23 protein-coding genes are annotated in these 22,775 nt (G+C 72.6%); 15 read left to right on the top strand and 8 right to left on the bottom strand.

What is annotated here, in order from left to right:
• Nucleotides 1–130 precede the first annotated feature (130 nt).
• From C6N75_RS18875 to moaA, 3 genes are all read left to right on the top strand, one after another.
• On the top strand, nucleotides 131–496 hold the full coding sequence (locus C6N75_RS18875; protein ID WP_105870084.1) for a DUF485 domain-containing protein: 366 nt from the start codon (nucleotides 131–133) through the stop codon (nucleotides 494–496).
• Nucleotides 493–2,115 carry a solute symporter family protein gene (locus C6N75_RS18870; protein ID WP_105870083.1) on the top strand — a complete coding sequence of 541 codons (1,623 nt, stop codon included), beginning with the start codon at nucleotides 493–495 and terminating at the stop codon, nucleotides 2,113–2,115. The genes C6N75_RS18875 and C6N75_RS18870 overlap by 4 nt, the downstream gene beginning before the upstream one ends.
• 184 nt (nucleotides 2,116–2,299) lie before the next feature.
• Nucleotides 2,300–3,289 carry a GTP 3',8-cyclase MoaA gene (gene moaA / locus C6N75_RS18865; protein WP_105870082.1) on the top strand — a complete coding sequence of 330 codons (990 nt, stop codon included), beginning with the start codon at nucleotides 2,300–2,302 and terminating at the stop codon, nucleotides 3,287–3,289.
• A gap of 24 nt (nucleotides 3,290–3,313) precedes the next feature.
• On the opposite strand, the gene C6N75_RS18860 is transcribed toward moaA, so the two are convergent.
• Together C6N75_RS18860 and C6N75_RS18855 are read right to left on the bottom strand one after the other, a co-directional pair.
• Complete coding sequence (locus C6N75_RS18860; RefSeq protein ID WP_105870081.1) at nucleotides 3,314–3,568, bottom strand: hypothetical protein; 255 nt, start codon at nucleotides 3,566–3,568, stop codon at nucleotides 3,314–3,316.
• A 262-nt stretch (nucleotides 3,569–3,830) separates the two neighbouring features.
• Nucleotides 3,831–4,229 (bottom strand): DUF3099 domain-containing protein, encoded by a 399-nt coding sequence (locus C6N75_RS18855; protein ID WP_105870080.1) that lies wholly within the window; start codon nucleotides 4,227–4,229, stop codon nucleotides 3,831–3,833.
• Between the two features lie 169 nt (nucleotides 4,230–4,398).
• On the opposite strand from C6N75_RS18855, the gene C6N75_RS18850 reads away from it, so the two are divergent.
• Complete coding sequence (locus C6N75_RS18850; RefSeq protein WP_105870079.1) at nucleotides 4,399–4,683, top strand: GlsB/YeaQ/YmgE family stress response membrane protein; 285 nt, start codon at nucleotides 4,399–4,401, stop codon at nucleotides 4,681–4,683.
• A gap of 97 nt (nucleotides 4,684–4,780) precedes the next feature.
• On the opposite strand, the gene tyrS is transcribed toward C6N75_RS18850, so the two are convergent.
• Genes tyrS through C6N75_RS18835 form a run of 3 tightly spaced genes read right to left on the bottom strand, consistent with a single transcriptional unit; the run spans nucleotide 4,781 to nucleotide 9,021 of the window.
• The gene (gene tyrS, locus C6N75_RS18845) at nucleotides 4,781–6,052 is read right to left on the bottom strand and encodes a tyrosine--tRNA ligase (RefSeq protein WP_105870078.1); all 1,272 of its coding nucleotides are present in this window, start codon (nucleotides 6,050–6,052) and stop codon (nucleotides 4,781–4,783) included.
• 57 nt (nucleotides 6,053–6,109) lie between these two features.
• The gene (locus tag C6N75_RS18840; RefSeq protein ID WP_105870077.1) at nucleotides 6,110–7,501 is read right to left on the bottom strand and encodes a metallopeptidase TldD-related protein; all 1,392 of its coding nucleotides are present in this window, start codon (nucleotides 7,499–7,501) and stop codon (nucleotides 6,110–6,112) included.
• On the bottom strand, nucleotides 7,498–9,021 hold the full coding sequence (locus C6N75_RS18835; RefSeq protein WP_105870076.1) for a TldD/PmbA family protein: 1,524 nt from the start codon (nucleotides 9,019–9,021) through the stop codon (nucleotides 7,498–7,500). The genes C6N75_RS18840 and C6N75_RS18835 overlap by 4 nt, the downstream gene beginning before the upstream one ends.
• A gap of 262 nt (nucleotides 9,022–9,283) precedes the next feature.
• Between C6N75_RS18835 and fabG the strand changes: the two genes are divergently transcribed.
• From fabG to C6N75_RS18820, 3 genes are all read left to right on the top strand, one after another.
• Entirely contained in the window at nucleotides 9,284–10,003 is a 720-nt protein-coding gene (fabG, locus tag C6N75_RS18830; protein ID WP_105870075.1) for a 3-oxoacyl-[acyl-carrier-protein] reductase, read from the top strand.
• Nucleotides 10,004–10,008: 5 nt separating this feature from the next.
• A complete protein-coding gene (fabI, locus tag C6N75_RS18825) occupies nucleotides 10,009–10,776 on the top strand; it encodes an enoyl-ACP reductase FabI (RefSeq protein ID WP_105870074.1) in 768 nt (255 codons plus the stop codon).
• Nucleotides 10,777–10,943: 167 nt separating this feature from the next.
• Nucleotides 10,944–11,318, top strand: a complete 375-nt coding sequence (locus tag C6N75_RS18820) for a hypothetical protein (RefSeq protein ID WP_105870073.1) — start codon at nucleotides 10,944–10,946, stop codon at nucleotides 11,316–11,318.
• A 4-nt stretch (nucleotides 11,319–11,322) separates the two neighbouring features.
• Here the strand turns inward: C6N75_RS18820 and C6N75_RS18815 are convergent, their stop codons facing one another.
• On the bottom strand, nucleotides 11,323–12,027 hold the full coding sequence (locus C6N75_RS18815) for a FadR/GntR family transcriptional regulator (RefSeq protein WP_105870072.1): 705 nt from the start codon (nucleotides 12,025–12,027) through the stop codon (nucleotides 11,323–11,325).
• An 84-nt stretch (nucleotides 12,028–12,111) separates the two neighbouring features.
• On the opposite strand from C6N75_RS18815, the gene C6N75_RS18810 reads away from it, so the two are divergent.
• From C6N75_RS18810 to C6N75_RS18800, 4 genes are all read left to right on the top strand, one after another.
• Nucleotides 12,112–13,431 carry a CynX/NimT family MFS transporter gene (locus tag C6N75_RS18810; protein ID WP_105870071.1) on the top strand — a complete coding sequence of 440 codons (1,320 nt, stop codon included), beginning with the start codon at nucleotides 12,112–12,114 and terminating at the stop codon, nucleotides 13,429–13,431.
• Nucleotides 13,432–13,530: 99 nt separating this feature from the next.
• Nucleotides 13,531–13,650, top strand: coding sequence for an SGM_5486 family transporter-associated protein (locus tag C6N75_RS31675; RefSeq protein ID WP_258177494.1), 120 nt, complete (start codon nucleotides 13,531–13,533; stop codon nucleotides 13,648–13,650).
• Between the two features lie 163 nt (nucleotides 13,651–13,813).
• On the top strand, nucleotides 13,814–14,029 hold the full coding sequence (locus C6N75_RS18805) for a hypothetical protein (protein ID WP_258177493.1): 216 nt from the start codon (nucleotides 13,814–13,816) through the stop codon (nucleotides 14,027–14,029).
• A gap of 61 nt (nucleotides 14,030–14,090) precedes the next feature.
• Nucleotides 14,091–14,609, top strand: coding sequence for a SixA phosphatase family protein (locus C6N75_RS18800; protein WP_105870070.1), 519 nt, complete (start codon nucleotides 14,091–14,093; stop codon nucleotides 14,607–14,609).
• A gap of 371 nt (nucleotides 14,610–14,980) precedes the next feature.
• On the opposite strand, the gene serB is transcribed toward C6N75_RS18800, so the two are convergent.
• On the bottom strand, nucleotides 14,981–16,222 hold the full coding sequence (gene serB / locus C6N75_RS18795) for a phosphoserine phosphatase SerB (protein ID WP_105870069.1): 1,242 nt from the start codon (nucleotides 16,220–16,222) through the stop codon (nucleotides 14,981–14,983).
• Between the two features lie 188 nt (nucleotides 16,223–16,410).
• On the opposite strand from serB, the gene C6N75_RS18790 reads away from it, so the two are divergent.
• A complete protein-coding gene (locus C6N75_RS18790; RefSeq protein WP_105870068.1) occupies nucleotides 16,411–19,071 on the top strand; it encodes an ABC transporter ATP-binding protein/permease in 2,661 nt (886 codons plus the stop codon).
• Between the two features lie 125 nt (nucleotides 19,072–19,196).
• Here the strand turns inward: C6N75_RS18790 and C6N75_RS18785 are convergent, their stop codons facing one another.
• Nucleotides 19,197–19,931: a transglycosylase SLT domain-containing protein gene (locus tag C6N75_RS18785; protein WP_105870067.1), complete on the bottom strand. Its 735-nt coding sequence runs from the start codon at nucleotides 19,929–19,931 to the stop codon at nucleotides 19,197–19,199.
• A gap of 462 nt (nucleotides 19,932–20,393) precedes the next feature.
• Here C6N75_RS18785 and C6N75_RS18780 point away from each other — a divergent pair, with 462 nt between their 5' ends.
• The 3 genes from C6N75_RS18780 to C6N75_RS18770 all read left to right on the top strand — a co-directional run bounded on the left by C6N75_RS18780 (nucleotide 20,394) and on the right by C6N75_RS18770 (nucleotide 22,561).
• On the top strand, nucleotides 20,394–21,545 hold the full coding sequence (locus C6N75_RS18780; RefSeq protein ID WP_105870066.1) for a GAF domain-containing sensor histidine kinase: 1,152 nt from the start codon (nucleotides 20,394–20,396) through the stop codon (nucleotides 21,543–21,545).
• Nucleotides 21,538–22,185, top strand: a complete 648-nt coding sequence (locus tag C6N75_RS18775; protein ID WP_105870065.1) for a response regulator — start codon at nucleotides 21,538–21,540, stop codon at nucleotides 22,183–22,185. Before C6N75_RS18780 ends, C6N75_RS18775 begins: the two co-directional genes overlap by 8 nt.
• A 127-nt stretch (nucleotides 22,186–22,312) precedes the next feature.
• The gene (locus C6N75_RS18770; protein WP_105870064.1) at nucleotides 22,313–22,561 is read left to right on the top strand and encodes a chaplin; all 249 of its coding nucleotides are present in this window, start codon (nucleotides 22,313–22,315) and stop codon (nucleotides 22,559–22,561) included.
• Nucleotides 22,562–22,775: the final 214 nt, after the last annotated feature.

The raw sequence follows: 22,775 nt of genomic DNA, 5'->3' as shown, positions 1-22,775 counted from the left end.
AGGGGAGCGGACACGGCCCGCCGCCGTGCCCGCTCCCGGCGGCCGCAGGCCCCTCCGGGCGGGATCCGGACCGGGCCCGACGGCCGCCCTGCCCGTTGCCCAGCGCACCCGCGTCGCGAGGAGACCTTCCGTGGCCACCGCCAGCCCGCCGCCCGAGGGCGGACCGGACCGCCGTCCCGACCAGCCCACGACCGAGGAGTTCGTCGAGGTACAGCACAGCGCGGAGTTCGGCGAACTGCGCCGCACCTACCGCTCCTTCGCCTTCCCGCTGACGATCGCCTTCATCGCCTGGTACCTGCTGTACGTCCTGCTCTCCAACTACGCCGGCGGCCTCATGGGCACCCGGCTGTTCGGCAACGTCAACGTGGCCCTGGTCCTGGGCCTCGCGCAGTTCCTCACCACCTTCCTCATCGCCTGGTTCTACTCGCGCCACGCCGCGGCGAAGCTCGACCCCAAGGCCGACGCCATCAAGTCCCGCATGGAGGCCGGATCATGAGCAGCCCCGTCTCGCTGATCGCCGCCAACAGCGCCTCCGAGCACCGGCCGCTGATCATCACGCTCTTCGCGGTCTTCGTGGTCGCCACCCTCGCCATCACCATCTGGGCCGGCCGCCAGACCAAGTCCGCGGCCGACTTCTACGCCGGCGGGCGGCAGTTCACCGGATTCCAGAACGGCCTCGCCATCTCCGGCGACTACATGTCCGCCGCGTCCTTCCTCGGCATCGCCGGCGCCATCGCCCTCTTCGGCTACGACGGCTTCCTCTACTCCATCGGATTCCTGGTCGCCTGGCTGGTCGCCCTGCTGCTGGTCGCCGAACCGCTGCGCAACTCCGGCCGCTTCACCATGGGCGACGTCCTCGCCTACCGGATGCGCCAGCGCCCGGTCCGCACCGCCGCCGGCGCCTCCACCATCGTGGTGTCGATCTTCTACCTGCTGGCCCAGATGGCCGGCGCCGGCGTGCTGGTCTCGCTGCTGCTCGGCATCACCTCCGACGGCGGCAAGATCGGCATCGTCGCCCTGGTCGGCGTGCTGATGATCCTCTACGTCACCATCGGCGGCATGAAGGGCACCACCTGGGTGCAGATGGTCAAGGCCGTGCTGCTCATCGCCGGCACCCTCCTCATCACCTTCCTGGTCCTGCTCAAGTACGGCTTCAACGTCTCCGAACTGCTCGGCAAGGCCGCCGAGAACAGCGGCAAGGGCGCCGCCTTCCTGGAGCCCGGCCTGAAGTACGGCGCGACCGCCACCTCCAAGCTGGACTTCCTCTCCCTCGGCATCGCCCTGGTCCTCGGCACCGCCGGACTGCCGCACATCCTGATCCGCTTCTACACCGTGCCCACCGCCCGGGCCGCCCGGAAGTCCGTCAACTGGGCCATCGGCATCATCGGCGCCTTCTACCTGATGACCATCGCGCTCGGCTTCGGCGCCGCCGCCATCGTCGGCCCCGAGGAGATCACCGCCTCCAACAAGGCCGGCAACACCGCCGCCCCGCTGCTCGCCCTCTACATCGGCGGCCAGGACTCGGCCGGCGGCGCCATCCTGCTCGCGGTCATCTCCGCCGTCGCCTTCGCCACCATCCTCGCCGTCGTCGCCGGCCTGACCCTGGCGTCCTCCTCGTCCTTCGCCCACGACATCTACGCCAACGTCATCCGCAAGGGCCAGGCCACCGAGAAGGAGGAGGTCCGCGCCGCCCGCTACGCCACCGTGCTGATCGGCGTCGTCTCCATCGGCCTGGGCGCCATGGCCCGCGACCTCAACGTGGCCGGCCTGGTCGCGCTCGCCTTCGCGGTCGCCGCCTCCGCCAACCTGCCCACCATCCTCTACAGCCTGTTCTGGAAGCGGTTCACCACCCGGGGCGCGCTCTGGTCCATCTACGGCGGTCTGGCCTCCTCGGTGCTGCTGGTGCTGTTCTCACCGGTGGTCTCATCCAAGCCGACCTCGATGTTCCCGAGCGCCGACTTCGCCTGGTTCCCGCTGGAGAACCCGGGCCTGATCTCCATCCCGCTCGGCTTCCTCCTCGGCTGGCTCGGCTCGCTGCTCTCCAAGGAGGAGCCGGACGCCGGCAAGTACGCCGAACTTGAGGTCAAGTCCCTCACCGGCGTCGGCGCCCACTGACCCCGGGCCGACCCGTTCCGGCCACCCCGGGTGACCGGCCGCGGCCGTGTCGTGGCGATCTCGTAGATCCCTACGACACGGCCGCGCCGCATGTTGTGGGCAATGGCCCGTGTCGCCGCCCTACCCCTCACGTACGCTCAGGAGGGAGACGTGAACCGGACGAGCCTGGGAAGGGGGCCCAACGGTGCTCATCGACACCTTCGGCCGCGTGGCCACCGACCTGCGCGTGTCACTCACCGACAAGTGCAACCTGCGCTGCACCTACTGCATGCCCGAGGAGGGTTTGCAGTGGCTGGCCAAGCCCGACCTCCTCACCGACGACGAGATCGTCCGGCTGATCACCCTGGCCGTGCGCGAACTGGGCGTCACCGAGGTCCGCTTCACCGGCGGCGAGCCGCTGCTGCGCCCCGGGCTCGTCGGCATCGTCGAGCGGTGTGCCGCCCTGGAGCCCCGCCCCACCATCTCCCTGACCACCAACGGCATCGGGCTCAGGCGCACCGCCCCCGCCCTGAAGGCCGCCGGCCTGGACCGGGTCAACGTCTCGCTGGACACCCTGCGGCCGGACGTCTTCAAGACCCTCACCCGCCGGGACCGCCACCGCGACGTCGTCGAGGGCCTGCACGCCGCCCGGGACGCCGGCCTCACCCCGGTCAAGGTCAACTCCGTGCTGATGCCCGGCCTCAACGAGGACGAGGCCCCCGACCTGCTCGCCTGGGCCGTCGAGCACGACTACGAGCTGCGCTTCATCGAGCAGATGCCGCTGGACGCCCAGCACGGCTGGAAGCGCGACGGCATGATCACCGCCGGCGACATCCTCGCCTCGCTCCGCACCCGCTTCACCCTCACCCCCGAGGGCGACGAGGAGCGCGGATCGGCTCCCGCCGAGCGCTGGCTGGTGGACGGCGGCCCGCACCGGGTCGGCGTCATCGCCTCGGTGACCAGGCCCTTCTGCCGGGCCTGCGACCGCACCCGGCTCACCGCCGACGGCCAGGTCCGCACCTGCCTGTTCGCCCGCGAGGAGACCGACCTGCGGGCCGCCCTGCGCTCCGGCGCGCCCGACGCGGAGGTCGCCGCGCTGTGGCGCACCGCGATGTGGGGCAAGAAGGCCGGTTCCGGCCTGGACGACCCCACCTTCCTCCAGCCGGACCGCCCGATGTCCGCCATCGGCGGCTGACCGCTCCGGCGGCCCCGGCGCCGCTCAGGCGCCGGGGCCGGCACCGTCCTGCGCGCGCCGCTCCCACTCACCCAGCGTCACCACGTCCTTGAGGAAGCCGCGCACCCCGAGGAACTGCGACAGGTGCTCCCGGTGCTCCTCGCACGCCAGCCAGGTCTTGCGCCGCTCCGGGGTGTGCAGCTTCGGGTTGTTCCACGCCAGCACCCAGACCGCCGCCGCCCGGCAGCCCTTCGCGGAGCAGATGGGGGAGACGGGCTCAGGTCCGGCACTGGGGAACACGCGTACACGTCCAACGATCACGGGGAAGCCGACGGGGGTCGGCGGGGAACATGGCGACGCCGGGCAGCCACGGGGGGAGCTGCCCGGCGTCGGTCCGTCGCTCCGACGGGGGATGCGGAGCGCGTAGGAAGTATGTCACGGGGACCGCTCCGCGGGGCAGGCAAACGCCCAACAGATCTGAGCTTTTCTTGAGCTTCCCTGCGGAACGGAGCAGTCCGCCGGGAACCCTCCGCTCCGGGCCGCGGCAGGCCCCGTGCGGCGGTCAGGCCGCCGGCCGCCGGGCCCCACCGGGCGGCTCCTCGCCGCCCGGGGTCCGGTGGTCCCCCGGCCGGTCACCGGGCTGTGCGACCGACGGGCCCGGCCCCAGCATCGGCCGCTCCTGCGGCGCCACGCCCAGGAAGCTGGACGGCAGCGAAGGGGCGCTCTCCCGGCCCGCGTTGGCGATCACCACGGCGATGTACGGCAGCACCGCGCCCAGCACCAGCGCGACGATCGCCACATGGCGCTCGACGTTCCACAGCGAGGCGGCGGCGATCACCGACAGCGTACGGATGGACATGGAGATCACATAGCGCCGCTGCCGGCCCCGTACGTCGTCGGCCAGGCTCTGCCGGGCCCCGGTGATCCGGATGACCTCGCCACTGCCGTGCCTGCGCTTCATGTCCCACCGCCCGCGTCCGCGCCCGGCCGCTTCCCGGGACCGGACCTGCCTCCACGGTACGCCCGCCCCCGGCCGGTCACGAGAGCGGGTCCGGGCCGACATGCGGGGTCCGGGAAACGGCCCCAGACTGTTCGGGACTGCTCACGTCGATCCGTCAGAGGAGGCAGCCATGGGCTGGTTGTGGGCGATCATCGTCGGTTTCGTGCTGGGCCTGCTGGCCAAGGCGATCCTGCCAGGCAAGCAGCACAGCCCCCTGTGGCTGATCACCATCTTCGGCATCATCGGTGGCATCGTCGGCAACGCCCTCGCCCGGGCGTTCGGCATCGAGGCGACCCCGGGCATCGACTGGGGCCGCCACATCCTCCAGGTGGTCGCCGCCGTCGTCATCGTCGGCCTCGGCGACATGCTGTACGTCTCCACCCGCGGCCGCGGCAAACGGCAGCAGCGCGTGTAGACGGCAGCAGCGCGTGGAGGGGGGAAGCGACGAAAGGCGGCGGCCCGGACGCCGTGAGGCGTCCGGGCCGCCGCCCGCCACGTCCGGGCCGCCGGGCTCAGCCCGCGGCCGCCACCTCGATCGCGGCCAGGTTCCGCTTGCCGCGCCGCAGCACCAGCCAGCGGCCGTGCAGCAGGTCGTCCGCGGACACCTCGGCGTCCTCGGCGGTGACCTTCACGTTGTTCACGTAGGCGCCGCCCTCCTTGACCGTACGGCGGGCCGCGGACTTGCTCGGCGCGAGACCCACCTCGGCGAACAGGTCCACCACGGCCCCCGGCCCGGTCACCCGCGCGTGCGGCAGTTCGGCGAGCGCGGCGGCCAGCGTCGCCTCGTCCAGCTCCGCCAGCTCACCCTGGCCGAACAGCGCCTTCGAGGCGGCGACCACGGCCGCGCACTGGTCGCCGCCGTGCACCAGGGTGGTCAGCTCCTCGGCCAGCGCCCGCTGGGCGGCGCGCGCCTGCGGCCTCTCCTCGGTCTGCCGCTCCAGCTCCTCGATCTCCTCGCGGGAACGGAAGCTGAAGATCCGCAGGAACTTCGAGACGTCCCGGTCGTCCGCGTTCAGCCAGAACTGGTAGAAGGCGTACGGGGTGGTCCGCTCGGCGTCCAGCCAGACGGTGCCCGACTCGGTCTTGCCGAACTTGGTGCCGTCCGCCTTGGTGATCAGCGGGGTGGCCAGGGCGTGCACCACGGCCTCCGGCTCGACCCGGTGGATCAGGTCGGTGCCGGCCGTGAGGTTGCCCCACTGGTCGCTGCCGCCGGTCTGTAGCACGCAGTGGTGCCGGCGGTACAGCTCCAGGTAGTCCATGCCCTGGAGGATCTGGTAGCTGAACTCGGTGTAGCTGATGCCCGCGTCGGAGTTCAGCCGCCGGGCGACGGCCTCCTTGGCGATCATCTTGTTGACCCGGAAGTACTTGCCGACGTCCCGAAGGAAGCTGATCGCCGAGAGACCCGACGTCCAGTCCAGGTTGTTGACCATGGTCGCCGCGTACGGGCCATCGAAGTCCAGGAACCGCTCGATCTGCGCCCGCAGCCGCTCCACCCAGCCCGCGACGGTCTCCGGCGCGTTCAGGGTGCGCTCGGAGTTCGGCTTGGGGTCGCCGATCAGGCCCGTCGCCCCGCCGACCAGGCCCAGCGGGCGGTTGCCCGCGAGCTGGATGCGGCGCATGGTCAGGATCTGGACGAGGTTCCCCAGGTGCAGGCTGGGCGCGGTCGGGTCGAAGCCGCAATAGAACGTGACGGGACCGTCCGCGAACGCCTTGCGCAGTGCGTCCTCGTCAGTGGACTGGGCGATCAGCCCGCGCCACGTCAGTTCGTCGACGATGTCCGTCACGGTGTCGCGTCTCCTTGGTCCGTCGTGTCGGTGGATGTCCGGGTCAGTCTAGGCGGGTCACACCCCCTTGCTGACCGAGCTCATGTTGAAGTCCGGCACCCGCAGCGGCGGCATCGCGGCCCGGGTGAACCAGTCGCTCCACTCGCGCGGCAGGGTCCGCTCGGTGCGGCCCGCCTCCACGGCCCGCGACAGCAGGTCCACCGGCGACTCGTTGAACCGGAAGTTGTTCACCTCGCCGACCACCTCGCCGTCCTCGACCAGGTAGACCCCGTCCCGGGTCAGCCCGGTCAGCAGCAGCGTCGCCGGATCGACCTCGCGGATGTACCACAGGCAGGTCAGCAGCAGCCCGCGCCCGGTGGAGGCGGTCATCTCCTCGACGGACTGCTCGCCGCCGCCGTCCAGGATGAGGTTGCCCGCCCCCGGGGAGACCGGCAGCCCGGTCAGCCCGGCGCTGTGCCGGGTGGTGACCAGCCGCTCCAGCTTCCCGGCGCTCAGCCACTCCACCGGCGCGACCGGCAGCCCGTTGTCGAAGACGGAGGAGTCGTCGCCGGAGGCGTGCGCGATGACGAACGGCGCCGACTGGAGCCCGGCCGCGGCCGGGTCGCTGCGCAGCGTCAGCGGCAGCGGCGAGAGCGTCTCGCCCACCCGCGTACCGCCGCCGGGGCGGGAGAAGACCGTGCGGCCCTCCGCCGCGTCCCGGGCCGCGGCCGACCACATCAGGTAGATCAGCAGGTCGGCGACCGCGGTGGGCGGCAGCAGCGTCTCGTACCGCCCGGCCGGCAGCTCCACCTTGCGCTCGGCCCAGCCCAGCCGGACCGCCAGGTCCGCGTCCATGGCCAGCGGGTCGACGTCCCGGAAGTCCCGGGTGGCCCGCCCGGCCCAGGCCGAGCGGGTGCGGTCGGGGGACTTGGCGTTCAGCTCCAGCGTCCCGGACGGCTGGTCGTGCCGCAGCCGCAGCCCGGTGGAGCTGCCCAGATAGGTCGAGGTCAGCTCGTGGTTGGCGAAACCGTACAGCTCCCGGCCGCCGGCCCGGGCCCGGCCGAACGCCTCGCCGAGCGCCGGCGCGAACGCGGCGAACACCTCCGAGCCCGTCTCGGCCGGCGCGTCGGTGAAGCCCGCCGACGCCTCCACGTCCGCGACCAGCGGCTGGGCGTCCTCGGCCGGCCCGGCCGCCCGGGCCGCCGCCTCCGCGGCCCGTACCAGCGGCTCCAGCTCCTCGGCGGTCACCGCGGCCCGGGACACCACCCCGGAGGCGCTGCCCTCCGAGCCGTCCACGGTGGCGATCACCGTCAGGGTGCGGCCCCGGGTGACGCCGTTGGTGGTCAGCGCGTTGCCCGCCCAGCGCAGGTTGGCGGAGGACTGCTCGTCCGCGATCACCACACAGCCGTCCGCCCGGGACAGCTCCAGCGCGCGCTCGACGATCTCGTACGGCTTGGCAGCGGGGCTCATCGGCCGGCCTCCTGGGTGGTGTTCAAGATGTTGACGCCGTGGAACAGCGCGGACGGGCAGCCGTGCGACACCGCCGCGACCTGCCCCGGCTGGGCCTTGCCGCAGTTGAACGCGCCGCCCAGGACGTACGTCTGCGGGCCGCCGACCTTCTCCATCGAGCCCCAGAAGTCGGTGGTGGTCGCCTGGTAGGCGACGTCCCGGAGCTGCCCGGTCAGCCGGCCGTTCTCGATCCGGAAGAACCGCTGCCCGGTGAACTGGAAGTTGTAGCGCTGCATGTCGATCGACCAGGAGCGGTCGCCGACCACGTAGATCCCGCGCTCCACCCCGCCGATCAGGTCCTCCGTGGACAACCCGCCCGGCTCCGGCGCCAGCGAGACGTTCGCCATCCGCTGCACCGGCACGTGCCCGGGGGAGTCGGCGAACGCGCAGCCGTTGGAGCGGCCGAGCCCGGTCAGCCTGGCGATCCGCCGGTCCAGTTGGTAGCCGACCAGCCTCCCGTCCTTCACCAGGTCCCAGCTCTGCGCCGCCACGCCCTCGTCGTCGTAGCCGATCGTCGCCAGCCCGTGCTCGGCGGTGCGGTCACCGGTCACGTTCATGATCGGCGAGCCGTAGGCGAGCTTGCCCAGCTGGTCGAAGGTGGCGAACGAGGTGCCCGCGTACGCCGCCTCGTAACCCAGCGCCCGGTCCAGCTCGGTGGCGTGCCCGATCGACTCGTGGATGGTCAGCCACAGATTGGAGGGGTCGACCACCAGGTCGTAGCTGCCCGGCCGCACGCTGGGCGCGCGCATCTTCTCCGCCAGCAGCTCCGGCATCCGCTCCAGCTCGGCGTCCCAGTCCCAGCCGGTGCCGGTCAGGTACTCCCAGCCGCGCCCCACCGGCGGCGCGATGGTCCGCATCGAGTCGAACTCGCCGGTGCTCGCGTCCACCGCCACCGCGGTGAGCTGCGGATGCACCCGCACCCGCTGCTGGGTGGTGACCGTGCCCGCGGTGTCCGCGTAGAACTTGTTCTCGTGCACGGCCATCAGCGAGGCGTCCACATGCGCCACCCCGTCCGCTCGCAGCAGCCGCGCGCTCCACTCCGCGAGCAGCGCGCCCTTCTCCGCGTCCGGTACGTCGAAGGGGTCGATCTCGTACGACGAGACCCAGGTCCGGTCCGCGTGCACCGGCTCCTCGGCCAGCTCCACCCTCTCGTCCGACCCGGCCGCCGCGATCACCCGCGCCGACAGCTTGGCCATCTCCACCGCCTGCGAGGCCACCTTGGCCGCCGCGCCCATGGTCAGGTCGACGCCCGAGGCGAAGCCCCATGCCCCGCCGTGCACCACCCGCACCGCGTACCCGAGGTCGGTGGAGTCGGACGATCCCGCCGGCCGGCCGTCCCGCAGCCGCCAGGAGGCGCCGCGCACCCGCTCCAGCCGGAAGTCGGCGTGCTCGGCGCCCAGCGCGCGGGCCCGCGCGAGCGCGGCGTCCGCCAACGCCCGCAGGGGCAGCGCCAGGAACGTCTGATCGATGTCGTGGGGCACGGGCAGCCCTTCCTTCCCGAGAGGCTCGCTGTGCTGTCGGTGGATCACCACGCGAAGTCAAGCAGGCGAAGTCAAGCACGCGGGCCCGCACGCCCACACGGGATATCCGGCCGCCCGGACAGGGCGCGGGCGGCCGGGGCCCCGCTTCTGTAGGGACCCGACAGCCAGCCCGGTACGCCACTGTCAGGGCCCGATTCCCCGTCCGGCACCGGCGACCGATAGTTTGCAGGCGTACCAGACCGCAGAACGAAAGGGTGATCCGTTGAGCCGCTCGGTTCTCATCACCGGAGGTAACCGGGGGATCGGCCTCGCCATCGCCCGGGTCTTCGCCGACGCAGGCGACAAGGTCGCGATCACCTACCGGTCCGGCGAGCCGCCGGCCGAGCTGACCGAGGCCGGCTGCCTGGCCGTGCGGTGCGACATCACCGACACCGAGCAGGTGGAGCAGGCCTACAAGGAGATCGAGGAGAAGCACGGTCCGGTGGAGGTGCTGGTGGCCAACGCCGGCGTCACCAAGGACCAGTTGCTGATGCGCATGACGGAGGAGGACTTCACCTCCGTCCTCGACACCAACCTCACCGGCACCTTCCGCGTCGTCAAGCGCGCCAACCGCGGCATGCTGCGCGCCAAGAAGGGCCGCGTCGTCCTCATCTCCTCGGTGGTCGGGCTCCTCGGCTCGGCCGGCCAGGCCAACTACGCCGCCTCCAAGGCCGCGCTGGTCGGCTTCGCCCGCTCGCTGGCCCGCGAACTCGGCTCGCGCAACATCACGTTCAACGTCGTCGCGCCCGGTTTCGTCGACACCGACATGACCAAGTCGCTCAGCGACGAGCACCGCGCCGGCATCGTCGCGCAGGTCCCGCTCGGCCGCTACGCGCAGCCGGACGAGGTCGCCGCCGCGGTCCGCTTCCTCGCCTCCGAGGACGCCTCGTACATCACTGGAGCCGTCATCCCCGTTGACGGCGGATTGGGCATGGGTCACTGAGTCACATGAGCGGAATCCTCGACGGCAAGCGCGTCCTGATCACCGGTGTGCTGATGGAGTCCTCCATCGCCTTCCACACCGCGAAGGTCGCCCAGGAGCAGGGCGCGGAGGTCATCCTCACCGCCTTCCCCCGCCCGACCCTGACCGAGCGCATCGCCAAGAAGCTCCCCAAGCCCGCCAAGGTCATCGAGCTCGACGTCACCGACGACGAGCACCTGGCCCGCGTCGAGGGGATCGTCCGGGAGGAGCTCGGCGGCCTGGACGGCGTCGTGCACTCCATCGGCTTCGCCCCGCAGGACGCCCTCGGCGGCAACTTCCTGCACACGCCCTTCGAGTCGGTGTCCACCGCGATGCACGTCTCGGCGTTCTCGCTGAAGTCGCTCACCATGGCCTGCCTGCCGCTGATGGGCAACGGCGGCTCGGTCGTCGGCCTCACCTTCGACGCGCAGTTCGCCTGGCCGCAGTACGACTGGATGGGCCCGGCCAAGGCCGCGCTGGAGGCCACCAGCCGCTACCTCGCCCGCGACCTGGGCGAGCGCGACATCCGCTGCAACCTCATCTCCGCCGGCCCGCTGGGCTCGATGGCCGCCAAGTCCATCCCCGGCTTCGGCGACCTGGCCAAGGTCTGGGACGAGCGCTCCCCGCTGGCCTGGGACATGAGCGACCCGGAGCCGGCCGGCCGCGGCGTCGTCGCCCTGCTGTCGGACTTTTTCCCCAAGACCACCGGCGAGATCGTGCACGTCGACGGCGGCGTGCACATCATGGGCGCCTGACCGCCCCCCGCCGACGGCCGCAAGCGAAGGCCGCGCACCGTCCCCGGACGGCGCGCGGCCTTCGGCGCGTGCACGGGGCGTGACGCCTCCGAGTCGTAGAGTCCCCGCTCCCGGGCCACAATGGGCGGAACGGAATGCACCGGTCCGTCGCGTGGGGAGGTGTGGCTGTGCGTACGAGGCACCACCCGGCCGTCCGCCGCCGGGTACGGCACCACCGGGGACGCCGGGCGGCGGCGCTGTCGGCGCTCGCGGCCGTCCTTGCGGGCTGGGCGCTCGGCACCACGGCGTACGGCGGCGAGCGCGCCGCCCAGGAGTCGGTCTGCCGCACCGACGTCCAGGGCTCCACGGTCACCGCCCACTGCCACAACCCCTACCCGCGCACCGACCGCGTCCGGCTCCATGTGGAGTGCGCGCGCTGGTGGGACGTCGACTCCGACAGCGCCCCCGTCGACATCGACCCGGCCGGCTACGCCGCGCTCGGCGGACGCTGCTGGAAGGAAGTCGGCAGCGCCTGGCTCAGCCACCAGCCGGCCACCGGCTGACTGGTCAGGTAGCCGACGGAGCCGGGGGAGCGGACGGCGCGGACGCCCGCAGGCACAGGAACGGATAGCCGGCCGCCTCGGCGCCGGCCGTGTCCGCGTCCCCGGCCCGGATCGCCTCCACCAGCCGCGCGTGGTCCATGTGGTACTCCGGGCGCAGTTCCTCGCCCACGTCGTCCCGCAGCCAGTCGCGCAGCAGATGCCCGAGGTCGGCGTAGACCTCCGACATCACCTCGTTGTGCGATGCCGCCACCACGGCCAGGTGGAAGGCCGCGTCGACCTGCACGAACACCTCCGCGTACCCGGTCCGCCAGGCGTCCTCCCGGCGCTCCAGCAGCGCGTCCAGCAGGCGCAGGTCCCGCTCGGTGCGCCGCTCGGCCGCCAGCCTGGCCGCCGAGGACTCCAGCGTGGAGCGCAGCTCGGCGATGTGGCACGGATCGGCGCCCGCGAACCGCCGGTGCATCACCCCGGCCAGCTCGCTGGTGGCGACCACATAGGTGCCCGAGCCCTGCCGGATGTCCAGCAGCCCGTTGTGGGCCAGCGCCCGGACCGCCTCGCGGACCGTGTTGCGGGCCACCCCGAGCTGCTCCACCAGCTCGGGCTCGGTCGGGATGCGCGAGCCCACCGGCCACTCACCGGAGGTGATCTGGTTGCGCAGCTCGGCGATCACCTGGCCGGAGAGGGCCGACCGGCGGGGCGAACTCAGAGCCATGGTGCTCCTGTGGTCAGGGTCCTGTGATCAAGGCGGATGGGACGAGCTGGACGACCAATCATCCCATGATTCTATGATGGACTCATGTCCGACCGCACCCAGACCGAAACGGCCACCATCCCCGGACCGAGCCGCCCCGCCGCCGAACCGACTCCGGCCCGCCCGGAACCCGGCCCGGCCGCGCCCTCGGCGCGCTCCGTATGGCTGACCCGGCTGCTCATGGTCGGCATCGTCCTCGCCGCCCTCAACCTGCGCCCCGCCATCACCAGTCTGGGCGCCCTCCTGGAGGAGGTCCGCGACGGGCTGCACATGAGCGGCGGACTGGCCGGCCTGCTCACCTCGGTGCCCCCACTCTGCTTCGCCGTCTTCGGCTCGGCCGCCCCCCGGCTCTCCCGCCGGCTCGGCCCCGGCGCGGTGGTCCTGGCCGGTATGGCCGCCATCACCGCCGGACTGCTGCTGCGCCCGTTCGCCGGCGGGACGGCCGCCTTCCTCGCCGCCAGCGCGCTGGCCCTGATGGGCATCGCCCTCAGCAACGTGCTGATGCCGGTGATCGTCAAGCGCTACTTCCCCGACCGCGTCGGCACCATGACCGGGCTGTACTCCATGGCGCTGGCCCTCGGCACCTCCCTCGCGGCCGCCGCCACCGTCCCGGTGACCGACGCGCTCGGCGGCGACTGGCGCTACGGACTGGCCGTGTGGGCCGCCCTCGGCGTCCTGGCCGTCGCCGTCTGGCTGCCCCTGGCCCGCGGCGGCGGCTCGGCCGCGTCGACCGCGGACCCGGCCGCGGACGCGGACGCCGGTAGGACCGCTCCGGCCGCGCCCGCCCTCCCGATCACCCGCAGCCGCACCGCCTGGGCGCTGGCCTGCTTCTTCGGCCTCCAGGCCACCGGCGCGTACATCACCATGGGCTGGATGCCGCAGATCTTCCGGGACGCCGGCGTCTCCGCGGGCACCGCCGGGGTGCTGCTGGCCGTCACCATGGTCATGGGTGTGCCGCTGGCCTTCGTCATCCCCCGGCTGGCCACCCGGATGCGCACCCAGGGCCCCATCGCACTGGCGCTGGGCGCATGCGGACTGATCGGTTACGCCGGGCTGTACCTGGCCCCGGCCGGCGGCGCTTGGGCCTGGGCGCTGCTGCTGGGCGTCTCCAACTGCGCCTTCCCGCTGGCCCTGACCATGATCGGGATGCGGTCGCGGACCGGCGCGGGCGTGGTGCGGCTGTCCGCCTTCGCGCAGAGCGTCGGCTACCTCATCTCCATCCCCGGGCCGATCCTGGTCGGCACGCTCTACGAGCACAGCGGCGGCTGGGACATGCCGCTGACGCTGATGGGCGCGCTGATGGTACCGCAGATGATCGCGGGCGTGCTGGCCGGACGGGACCGCACGATCGAGGACGAGGGCTGACCACCGAGGGCGCGGGCCGACCGCCGAGGGCGCGGGCTGCCGGTCGAGGACGAAGGGGTGACGGTCGAGGGCGAGGGCCGGGGTGCGAGACTGGGGCCCATGCAGCCTGTACTCGACCCGAACCCGCAGAACGGCCAGAAGAAGCTCCTCCTCGTCTTCGGCACGATGCTCGCGATCGGCGCCGTCATCGGCGTCATCGCCACCATCATCTCCCCGTGACGCCCTCCGGGGTGGGGCTGTCCCCACCCCCCACCCTGGGGCGGACCTCAGGGTGAAGTAGGGGGTTCCCCGGATGGGAACCGCGCCGCGGGCTCCGTAGCGTGGTGATCACCGGGTGGGATCCGCCCGGCGCGCCCACCCGGACCGGACGACGGAGGCGGCCATGACGGCCCGTACCCACCACGGCATACCCACCGCCCCCGCGCCCCGAGCCGCCGCGGCTCCCACCGTCCGGCTGCCCTGGTGGGCCGCCCTGCTCCCGGTGCTGGTCTTCGGGGTCCTGCTCACCCTGGCGACCACCGGCGGCGGCTCCGCCGCGGACGGCCGGCCCGAGGTGGGCCAGGTGCTCCAGCACCTGCGGCAGACCCTCGCCGGATAGCGGCTGCCCGTCGCCGCCGACTCCCCTCGTCGGTGGTCCTTTCCGTGCGAAGCTGGGAGACATGAGCGCCGACACACCCCGCAGGATCGTGCTCCTCCGGCATGCCAAAGCCGACTGGCCCCAGGTGTCCGACCACGAGCGGCCGCTCGCCGAGCGCGGCCGCAAGGACGCCCCGGTCGCCGGCCGCCGGCTCGCCGAGACCGGCATCCCCTTCGGCCTGGTCCTGTGCTCCACCGCCACCAGGACCCGCGAGACCTGGAAGCTGGCCGTCCAGGAGCTGACCGACCGCCCCCGGACCGTCTACGAGGAGCGGCTCTACGAGGCGTCCCCCGGCGAGATCATCGCGCTGATCGACCAGACCCCCGAGGACGTCGACGACCTGCTGGTCATCGGCCACAACCCCGGCATGCACGCGGTCGCCGAGGCGCTCTCCGGCACGGCGGAGGGTGACGCCCGCGCCAGGATGAACCGCGGCGGCTTCCCCACCTCGGCCTTCGCCGTCATCACCTTCACCGGCCCCTGGAAGTCCGTGGAGATCGGCGTCGGCACCCTCACCGACTACTGGACCCCCCGCGACTGACCCGGCCGACCGACCCTGGGCCTACCTCTCGTCCGCCCGCCCGGGCGGCCCGAGGCCCAGCCCCAAGCGGCCGGAGGGCGGCCCCGGCGGGCTGGGCCGAAGCCCCCGGGCGGCCCGCAAGGCGCCGGGCCGCTAGCAAGGCGCCCCGGGTCGCCCCCGGCTCGCGCCATGCCGCCGCCGGGCCGCTCCCAAGGCGCCTTGGGCCGCTCCCAAGGCGGCCGGGTCGCCCCCGGGCCGCCCCCAGGCCGCTCCCGGGTCGCCCCCGGCCCGCGCCATGCCGCCGCCGGGCCTTGCTTCCGTCCCCCGGGCCTTGCTTCCGTCCCCCCGGGCCTTGCTTCCGTCCCGCCGGGTCCTACTCCTCGCCCCGGGTCCTACTCCCCGTCCTCGTCCTCGACGTACCCGGTCTCCTCGTCCGCGGCCTCGACCTCCTCGCGGGTGACGCCCAGCAGGTACAGGACGGTGTCGAGGAACGGCACGTTGACCGCGGTGTGCGCGGCGCGGCGGACCACCGGCTTGGCGTTGAACGCCACCCCCAGGCCCGCCGTGTTGAGCATGTCCAGGTCGTTGGCGCCGTCCCCGATCGCCACGGTCTGCGCCAGCGGCACCCCCGCCTCGGCGGCGAACCTCCGCAGCAGCCGGGCCTTGCCCGCCCGGTCCACCACCTCGCCGACCACCCGCCCGGTCAGCTTCCCGTCCACGATCTCCAGCGTGTTGGCCGAGGCGAAGTCCAGCCCCAGCCGCCCCTTCAGATCGTCGGTGACCTGGGTGAACCCACCGGAGACCACCCCCACCTGGTAGCCCAGCCGCTTCAGGGTGCGGATCAGCGTCCGCGCGCCCGGCGTGAGCCGGACCTCGGCCCGCACCTTCTCCACCACCGACGCGTCCAGGCCCGCCAGCAGCGCCACCCGCGCGTGCAGCGACTGCTCGAAGTCCAGCTCCCCGCGCATCGCCCGCGCGGTCACCTCCGCGACCTCCGCCTCACAGCCCGCGTGCGCCGCGAACAGCTCGATCACCTCGTCCTGGATGAGGGTCGAGTCCACGTCCATCACCACCAGCCGCTGCGCCCGGCGGTGCAGCCCGGCCGCCACCACGGCCACGTCCACCCCGATCTCGTGCGCCTGGGTGGCGAGCACCGTCCGCAGCGCAGCCGGCTCCGCCCCCGACACCGCGAACTCCACCGCGGTCACCGGGTACTTCGCGAGCCGGAAGATCCGGTCGATGTTGCCGCCGGTGGAGGTGATCGCGGACGCTATGGCCGCGGTCTCCTCCGACGTCAGCGGGTTGCCGAGGACCGTCACATGCGACCGGCCCACGCCCCGGGGCCGGTTGTCGCCGGTGCCGGAGATGATCTCGGCCTGGAGCTTCAGCGACTCGGCCCAACTGTGCACGGTGGCCCGCAGCTCGCCCTCGGTGCTCACGGCCGGGGCCGTGACCAGCGCGCAGAGCACGATGCGGCCCCGCGTGACGACCTGCTCGATGTCGACCACGTCGAGGGCGTAGGCGGCCAGGGTGTCGAAGAGGCCGGCGGTGATGCCGGGCCGGTCCTTCCCGAAGATCTTGACGAGAAGGGTGGGGATGTCGGCGGTGACCTCGGGGGTCTGCGAAGCGCTCATGGTCCTCCCACCGTATCCGCCCCCCGCGCCCGGGCGAGTCCGCGTCCCGCTTCCCGGACAGCCCGGCATTCGAAGGGGCGGCCCGACTTTCGAAGAGGGGACCCGGCCTGAAATAGTTCCCCCGGATGTTCACCATCCCCAGCCTCCCGGGAGAGGAGGCACTCGGGGGACGACTAGTGGGGCAAGGTGTGCCGGAACTCGTACTGGAACTGAACGGAAGGACCTGGGCCCTCGATCCGTCCAGGTCGTACACCCTGGGCCGCGACCCGCAGGGCGACGTGGTGATCGACGACGCCCGGGTCTCGTGGCGGCACGCCACCCTCACCTGGAACGGACGGAGTTGGGTCGTCACCGACCACGGCTCCACCAACGGCACCTACGCGCGCGGCCTGCGGGTCCAGCAAGCCGACCTCGCGCCGGGCGAGCCCGTGCACCTGGGCAACGCCACCGACGGCCCCCGGCTCACCGTGGCCGCGGGCGCGACCGCGGCGGACACCGGGGCCTACGCCGGGACCGCCGCCCCCCAGCCGCAGCCGCCCGCCCACGGCGCGCAGGGCGCCTGGCAGCAGGGCGCGGCGCAGTCCGCCGCCCCGGCCCAGGCCGCCCCCGCCGCGGCGCCGGCCGCCCAGCCCGTACCGGCGCAGCCGCCCGCCCCGTCCGACCGGCAGTCGGGCCAGTGGCAGCAGCCCGCCGCGCCGCAGGGCCGGGTCCCGCACCAGCAGCCTCCGGCGCAGGCCGCGCCGTACGGCGAGCAGCCCGGCCCGGGCGGATCCGGTGGTCCGCAGGGCCCGGGGCACGGACCCGGGTCCCCGGGCGGCGGCGCACCGGGCCCCGCGTACGGCGATCGCAGCCCCACCACGTTCCACCAGGTGGCCCTCGGCCGGGTGATGCGGATCGGCCGTGCCCTGGAGAACGAGCTGGTCGTCTCCGACCTCCAGGTCTCGCGGCACCACGCCGAGTTCCACGCCACCCCCGACGGCCGCTTCGAGATCCGCGACCTCGGCTCGCACAACGGCACCTACGTCAACGGCCAGCCGCTCGCCAAGTCCGGCACCGCGCTGATCGGCGCGGGCGACATCGTCGGCGTCGGCCACTCGACGTTCCGGCTGGTCGGCGACCGGCTGGAGGAGTTCGTCGACACCGGCGAGGTGTCCTTCTCCGCCCGCCACCTGACCGTCACGGTCGACGGCGGCAAGCAGATCCTGCGGGACGTCTCCTTCGGCGTCCCGGAGAAGTCCCTGGTCGCGGTCATCGGCCCGTCCGGCTCGGGCAAGTCCACCCTGCTGAAGGCGCTCACCGGCTACCGCCCGGCCAACCAGGGCGACGTCCTCTACGACAACCGCAACCTCTACAAGCAGTTCGCCGAGCTGCGCCAGCGCATCGGCCTGGTGCCGCAGGACGACATCCTGCACAAGGAGCTGACGGTCCGCACGGCGCTGAAGTACGCGGCCAAGCTGCGCTTCCCCGCCGACACCACCGCGCAGGAGCGCGAGGCGCGGATCGACGAGGTGCTGCGCGAGCTGAAGCTCGACATCCACAAGGACAAGAAGATCACCGCGCTCTCCGGCGGCCAGCGCAAGCGCGTCTCGGTCGCGCTGGAGCTGCTGACCAAGCCGTCGCTGATCTTCCTGGACGAGCCGACCTCGGGTCTGGACCCGGGCATGGACCGCGACGTCATGCAGTTGCTGCGCGGCCTCGCCGACGACGGCCGCACGGTCCTGGTGGTCACCCACTCCGTCGCCGAGCTGGCGCTCTGCGACAAGCTGCTGGTGATGGCGCCCGGCGGCGCGGTGGCCTACTTCGGCCCGCCGGAGGAGGCGCTCAACTTCTTCGGCTACGAGTCCTGGGCGGACGTCTTCTCGGCGTTCGAGAACTACCGCGACTACGACTGGGCGGGCCGCTGGAAGGGCTCGCAGCACTACCAGATGTACGCCGCCGACCTCGACGCCCAGGCCCCTCAGCCGGCCCAGGCCGCGCCGGTCCAGCCGGTCCGCCAGCCCAAGCCGCAGGGCTGGGGCGCGCAGCTCCTCACGCTGATCCGGCGCTATCTGTCGGTGATCGCCTCCGACAAGGGCTTCATGGCCCTGATGGTGATCCTGCCGGCCGTGCTCGGCGTGGTCTCCACCCTGGTCAGCTCCGACTTCGGGCTGCGCCCGGGGACGCGCGGCCCCAACGGCAGCGCGGCGGTGATCCTGCTGATCCTGGCGGTGGGCGCCTGCTTCGCCGGCGCGGCCAACTCCGTACGAGAACTGATCAAGGAACGGGTCATCTACGAGCGGGAGCGGGCCACCGGCCTGTCGCGTTCGGCCTATCTGATGTCCAAGGTGATCGTCCTCGGACTGATCACCGTGCTCCAGGGCGCGATCATCGGCGGGATCGGCTTCGGGATGCGGGACCTCCCGGAGGAGGGCCTGGTCTTCGGCTCCTCGCTGGTCCTGCTGGAGCTGACCCTGCCGATCATGGGCCTGGGCTTCACCGCCATGATGTTCGGCCTGATCATCTCCTCGCTGGTGAAGACCGCCGAGAAGACCATGCCGCTGCTGGTGATGTTCGCGATCATCCAGGTCGTCTTCACCGGCTGCCTGTTCTTCCTGCACGGCCAGACCGGCGTCAACGAGCTGTCCTACCTGATGCCGTCCCGCTGGGCGGTCGCCGCCGCCGGGGCCACCGCGCAGCTCAACGTCCTCTTCCCCAACCAGGACGACCCCACCGACACCGACCCGCTGTGGGACCACGAGCTGGGGGTGTGGGTGTTCGACATGGGCATCCTGCTCGCCCTCGGCGTGCTGTGCGGACTGGTCGTGGCGCGCCTGCTGCGCCGCCACGAGCCGGAGGTCATGCGCAAGTGAGGCGCTGACGGCGGCGGGACACGGGAAGGGCGGCACCCACGAGGGTGCCGCCCTTCACCGTTCCGGCGGTCCCACACCGGACGTCGGTCACGCGGCGCGCGTCACCTGGACGTCGCGTACGCGGATCAGTACGCGCTGTCGACGTTGTCCATGGAGCCGTAGCGGTCGGCCGCGTAGTTGCAGGACGCCACGATGTTGGCCACCGGGTCCCACTGGCTCTTCTTGGTGCCGTCGACGTGGTAGGCGTCGAAGGTCGGCTTGATGATCTGCAGCAGGCCGATGGACGGCACGCCGTTCTGGGCGTTGATGTCCCAGTTGTTGATCGCCTTCGGGTTACCGCTGGACTCCCGCATGATGTTGCGGTGGATGCCCTCGTAGGTGCCCGGGATGCCCTCCTTCTTCATGATGGAGAGCGACTCCTTGATCCAGCCGTCCAGGTTGTTCGCGAAGACCGGCTTGCGGGCGGCGGCGCGGCTGGCGGCGGCCTTCACGGCGGCGCGCTCCTTGGCGGCGGCCTCGGCCTTGGCCTTCGCGGCGGCGGCGGCCTTCACCTTGGCGGCGGCCTGTGCCTTGGCCTTGGCCGCGGCGGCGTCCGCCTGGGCCTTCAGCTCGATGGCGGTCTGCTGCTGGGACAGGCCCAGGTGGAGGGGGGTGCCCTCGGTCTTGTTGCTCAGGGAGGCCACCGAAGCGGGGGCGGGCGCGGCGGCGGCGGCGCTCTGCGGCTCGGTCTGCGCGGAGGCGGCGGTGCCGGGGATGACGGTGAAGCCGATCGCGGCGGCGCTGAGCGTGGCGACGCCGGCGAGGGAGATCTTGTGGTTCTTCTTGAGACGGCTGAAGCCGTTGCGGGTGCTGGCGGACATGCAGTCGTACCTCTTCGAGTTCGCGGAATGTCGCTTCGGCCGGGAGCGGCGCTACGCCTGCTCGGCGGGCGACGGCTGCAATTGTTAGCGGCCGCAAAAACGCATGGCAAAGGTGTGACGTACGAAGCCGCGTAGTGGATCAGTGGGGGAGGAGAAGTGCCCCAGAACCCGCAATATGCTCGTTCGACCAGCGCTCATTTCGGACTTATCCGTCCACTACTCCCTTTCGTAAGTGATCTGCGCCCTATGTGCGGGCTCACATCGGGCGCATTCCGATTTCACCGATTGTTGCACCAGCAATGCTCTGTGTAAGGTATTTCCTCCCTGCGGACGAGGCGCACGTCGCCGTCCTCCTCCGAGCGACCGACCGCCCCGCCCCCGGACGGCCTAGGCCCTCGGGCGTACGCCGGGGCCGTCCGCGGTCCGATACGCACGGTCACCACCCCCGGGTACGGTGAACGCATGACCGACCGACCGCCCCGCTCCGGCCTCGCCGCCGTCAGCACCGCCCTGCTCGCGATGAGCCGGCACCTGGAGGTCCGCGACGTCCTCAAGACCATCACCGCCTCCGCGCGCGAGCTGCTGGACGCCGAGTACGCGGCCCTGGGCGTCCCCGACGACCACGGCGGCTTCGCCCAGTTCGTGGTGGACGGCGTCGGCGAGGACCAGTGGAAGGCGATCGGCCCCCTGCCGCGCCAGCACGGCGTCCTCGCCGCGATGCTCCAGGACGCCCGCCCCCAGCGGCTGGCCGACGTCCGCACCGACCCCCGCTTCGGGGGCTGGCCCGCCGCCCATCCCGAGCTGTCGGACTTCCTCGGCATGCCGATCCGGGACGGCGACGAGACCATCGGCGCCCTCTTCCTCGCCAACAAGCGCTGCACCGCCCCCGAGCGCAGCGGCTGCGGCTTCACCGCCGAGGACGAGGAGCTGCTCGGCATCCTCGCCCAGCACGCCGCCATCGCCCTGGCCAACGCCCGCCTGCACGAGCGCAGCCGCGAGCTGACCATCGCCGAGGAGCGCTCCCGCCTCGCCCACGAGCTGCACGACGCCGTCAGCCAGAAGCTCTTCTCGCTCCGGCTCACCGCCCAGGCCGCCGCCGCACTGGTCGACCGCGACCCGGTGCGCGCCAAGGACGAGCTCCAGCAGGTCGCCGTCCTCGCCGCCGAAGCCGCCGACGAGCTGCGCGCCGCCGTCGTAGAGCTGCGCCCGGCCGCCCTGGACGAGGACGGCCTGGTGCACACCCTGCGCACCCAGATACAGGTCCTCGACCGCGCCCACACCGCGCGGGTCACCTTCGACAGCTGCGGCATCCGGGCCCTGCCCGCCGCCCAGGAAGAAGCCCTGCTGCGGGTCGCCCAGGAGGCCCTGCACAACGCCCTGCGCCACTCCGGGGCCGGCCGGGTCGCCGTCTCACTGGCCCGCCGCGGCCAGGGCGCGGTGCTCAGCGTCACCGACGACGGCAGCGGTTTCGACCCCCGAACGGTCCGGCGGGCCGGCCGCCACCTCGGGCTGGTCTCCATGCGGGACCGGGCCGGCGGCGTCGGCGGCCGGCTCACCGTGCAGTCCAGGCCCGGCAAGGGCACCACGATCGAGATGGAGGTCCCCGGTGGCTGACAAGACGATCCGCGTCCTGCTGGTCGACGACCACCAGGTAGTCCGTCGCGGCCTGCGCACCTTCCTGGAGGTCCAGGACGACATCGAGGTCGTCGGCGAGGCCGGGGACGGCGCCGAGGGCGTCGCCCTCACCGAGGAGCTGCGGCCCGACGTCGTGCTGATGGACGTGAAGATGCCCGGCATGGACGGTGTGGAGGCCCTGCGCGCCCTGCGCGAGCGGGACAACCCGGCCCGCGTCCTCATCGTCACCAGCTTCACCGAGCAGCGCACCGTCGTGCCCGCCCTGCGCGCCGGCGCCTCCGGGTACGTCTACAAGGACGTGGACCCCGACGCGCTGGCCGGCGCCATCCGCTCGGTGCACGCCGGGCACGTGCTGCTCCAGCCGGAGGTGGCCGGAGCCCTCCTCTCCCACGACGAGGCGGGCGGCGGCGGCACCGGGCGCGGCTCCACCCTCACCGAGCGTGAGCGGGAGGTGCTCGGCCTGATCGCCGACGGCCGCTCCAACCGGGAGATCGCCCGCGCCCTGGTCCTCTCCGAGAAGACGGTCAAGACGCACGTCTCCAACATCCTGATGAAGCTGGACCTCGCCGACCGCACCCAGGCCGCGCTGTGGGCCGTACGCCACGACCTGGCCGGCTGAACCGACCCGGCCCGAAATTCATACCGTCGGGTGTATGTCACCCACACGGCGCAACCAGGGGGCTGCTTCTCCGTTGTCCCGTGCAGCCGCGGTGATCCGCCGCGGCGGTACCCACGGAGGAACCGCAGTGAAGAACCTGAAGAAGGCCGCCGCCGTCACCCTGCTCGCGGGCGGCCTGGTCGCCGCCGCCACCGGCGCCGCGTCCGCCACCGACGGCGGCGCCCACGCCCACGGCAAGGCCGTGAACTCCCCGGGCGTCGGCTCCGGCAACCTCGTTCAGGCCCCGGTCCACGTCCCGGTCAACGTCAGCGGCAACAGCGTCAACGTCATCGGCCTGCTCAACCCCGCCTTCGGCAACCTGGCCGTCAACCACTGACCGCCCCCGCCTGCGCCGGCCCCCGGGACACCACCCGGGGGCCGTCCCCATATATGGGGAGCGCCCGCAGGCCGTCACCAGAGCTCCGAGCGCCCAGCCCGAAGCGCCCTCACCCCCGCTCCCGGGCGCGCTCCCGGTCCTCGACCCAGGCGTTGAACGCCGCCACCTGGGCGCGCCCGGGAGCGGGGGTGAGGGCGCTTCGGGCTGGGCGCTC

The sequence above is a fragment of the Streptomyces solincola genome (assembly GCF_002982015.1).
GTDB lineage: Bacteria > Actinomycetota > Actinomycetes > Streptomycetales > Streptomycetaceae > Streptomyces > Streptomyces solincola.
The sequence above is the reverse complement of the archived record's forward strand: the minus strand, read 5'-3'. Positions and strand labels throughout refer to the sequence as shown.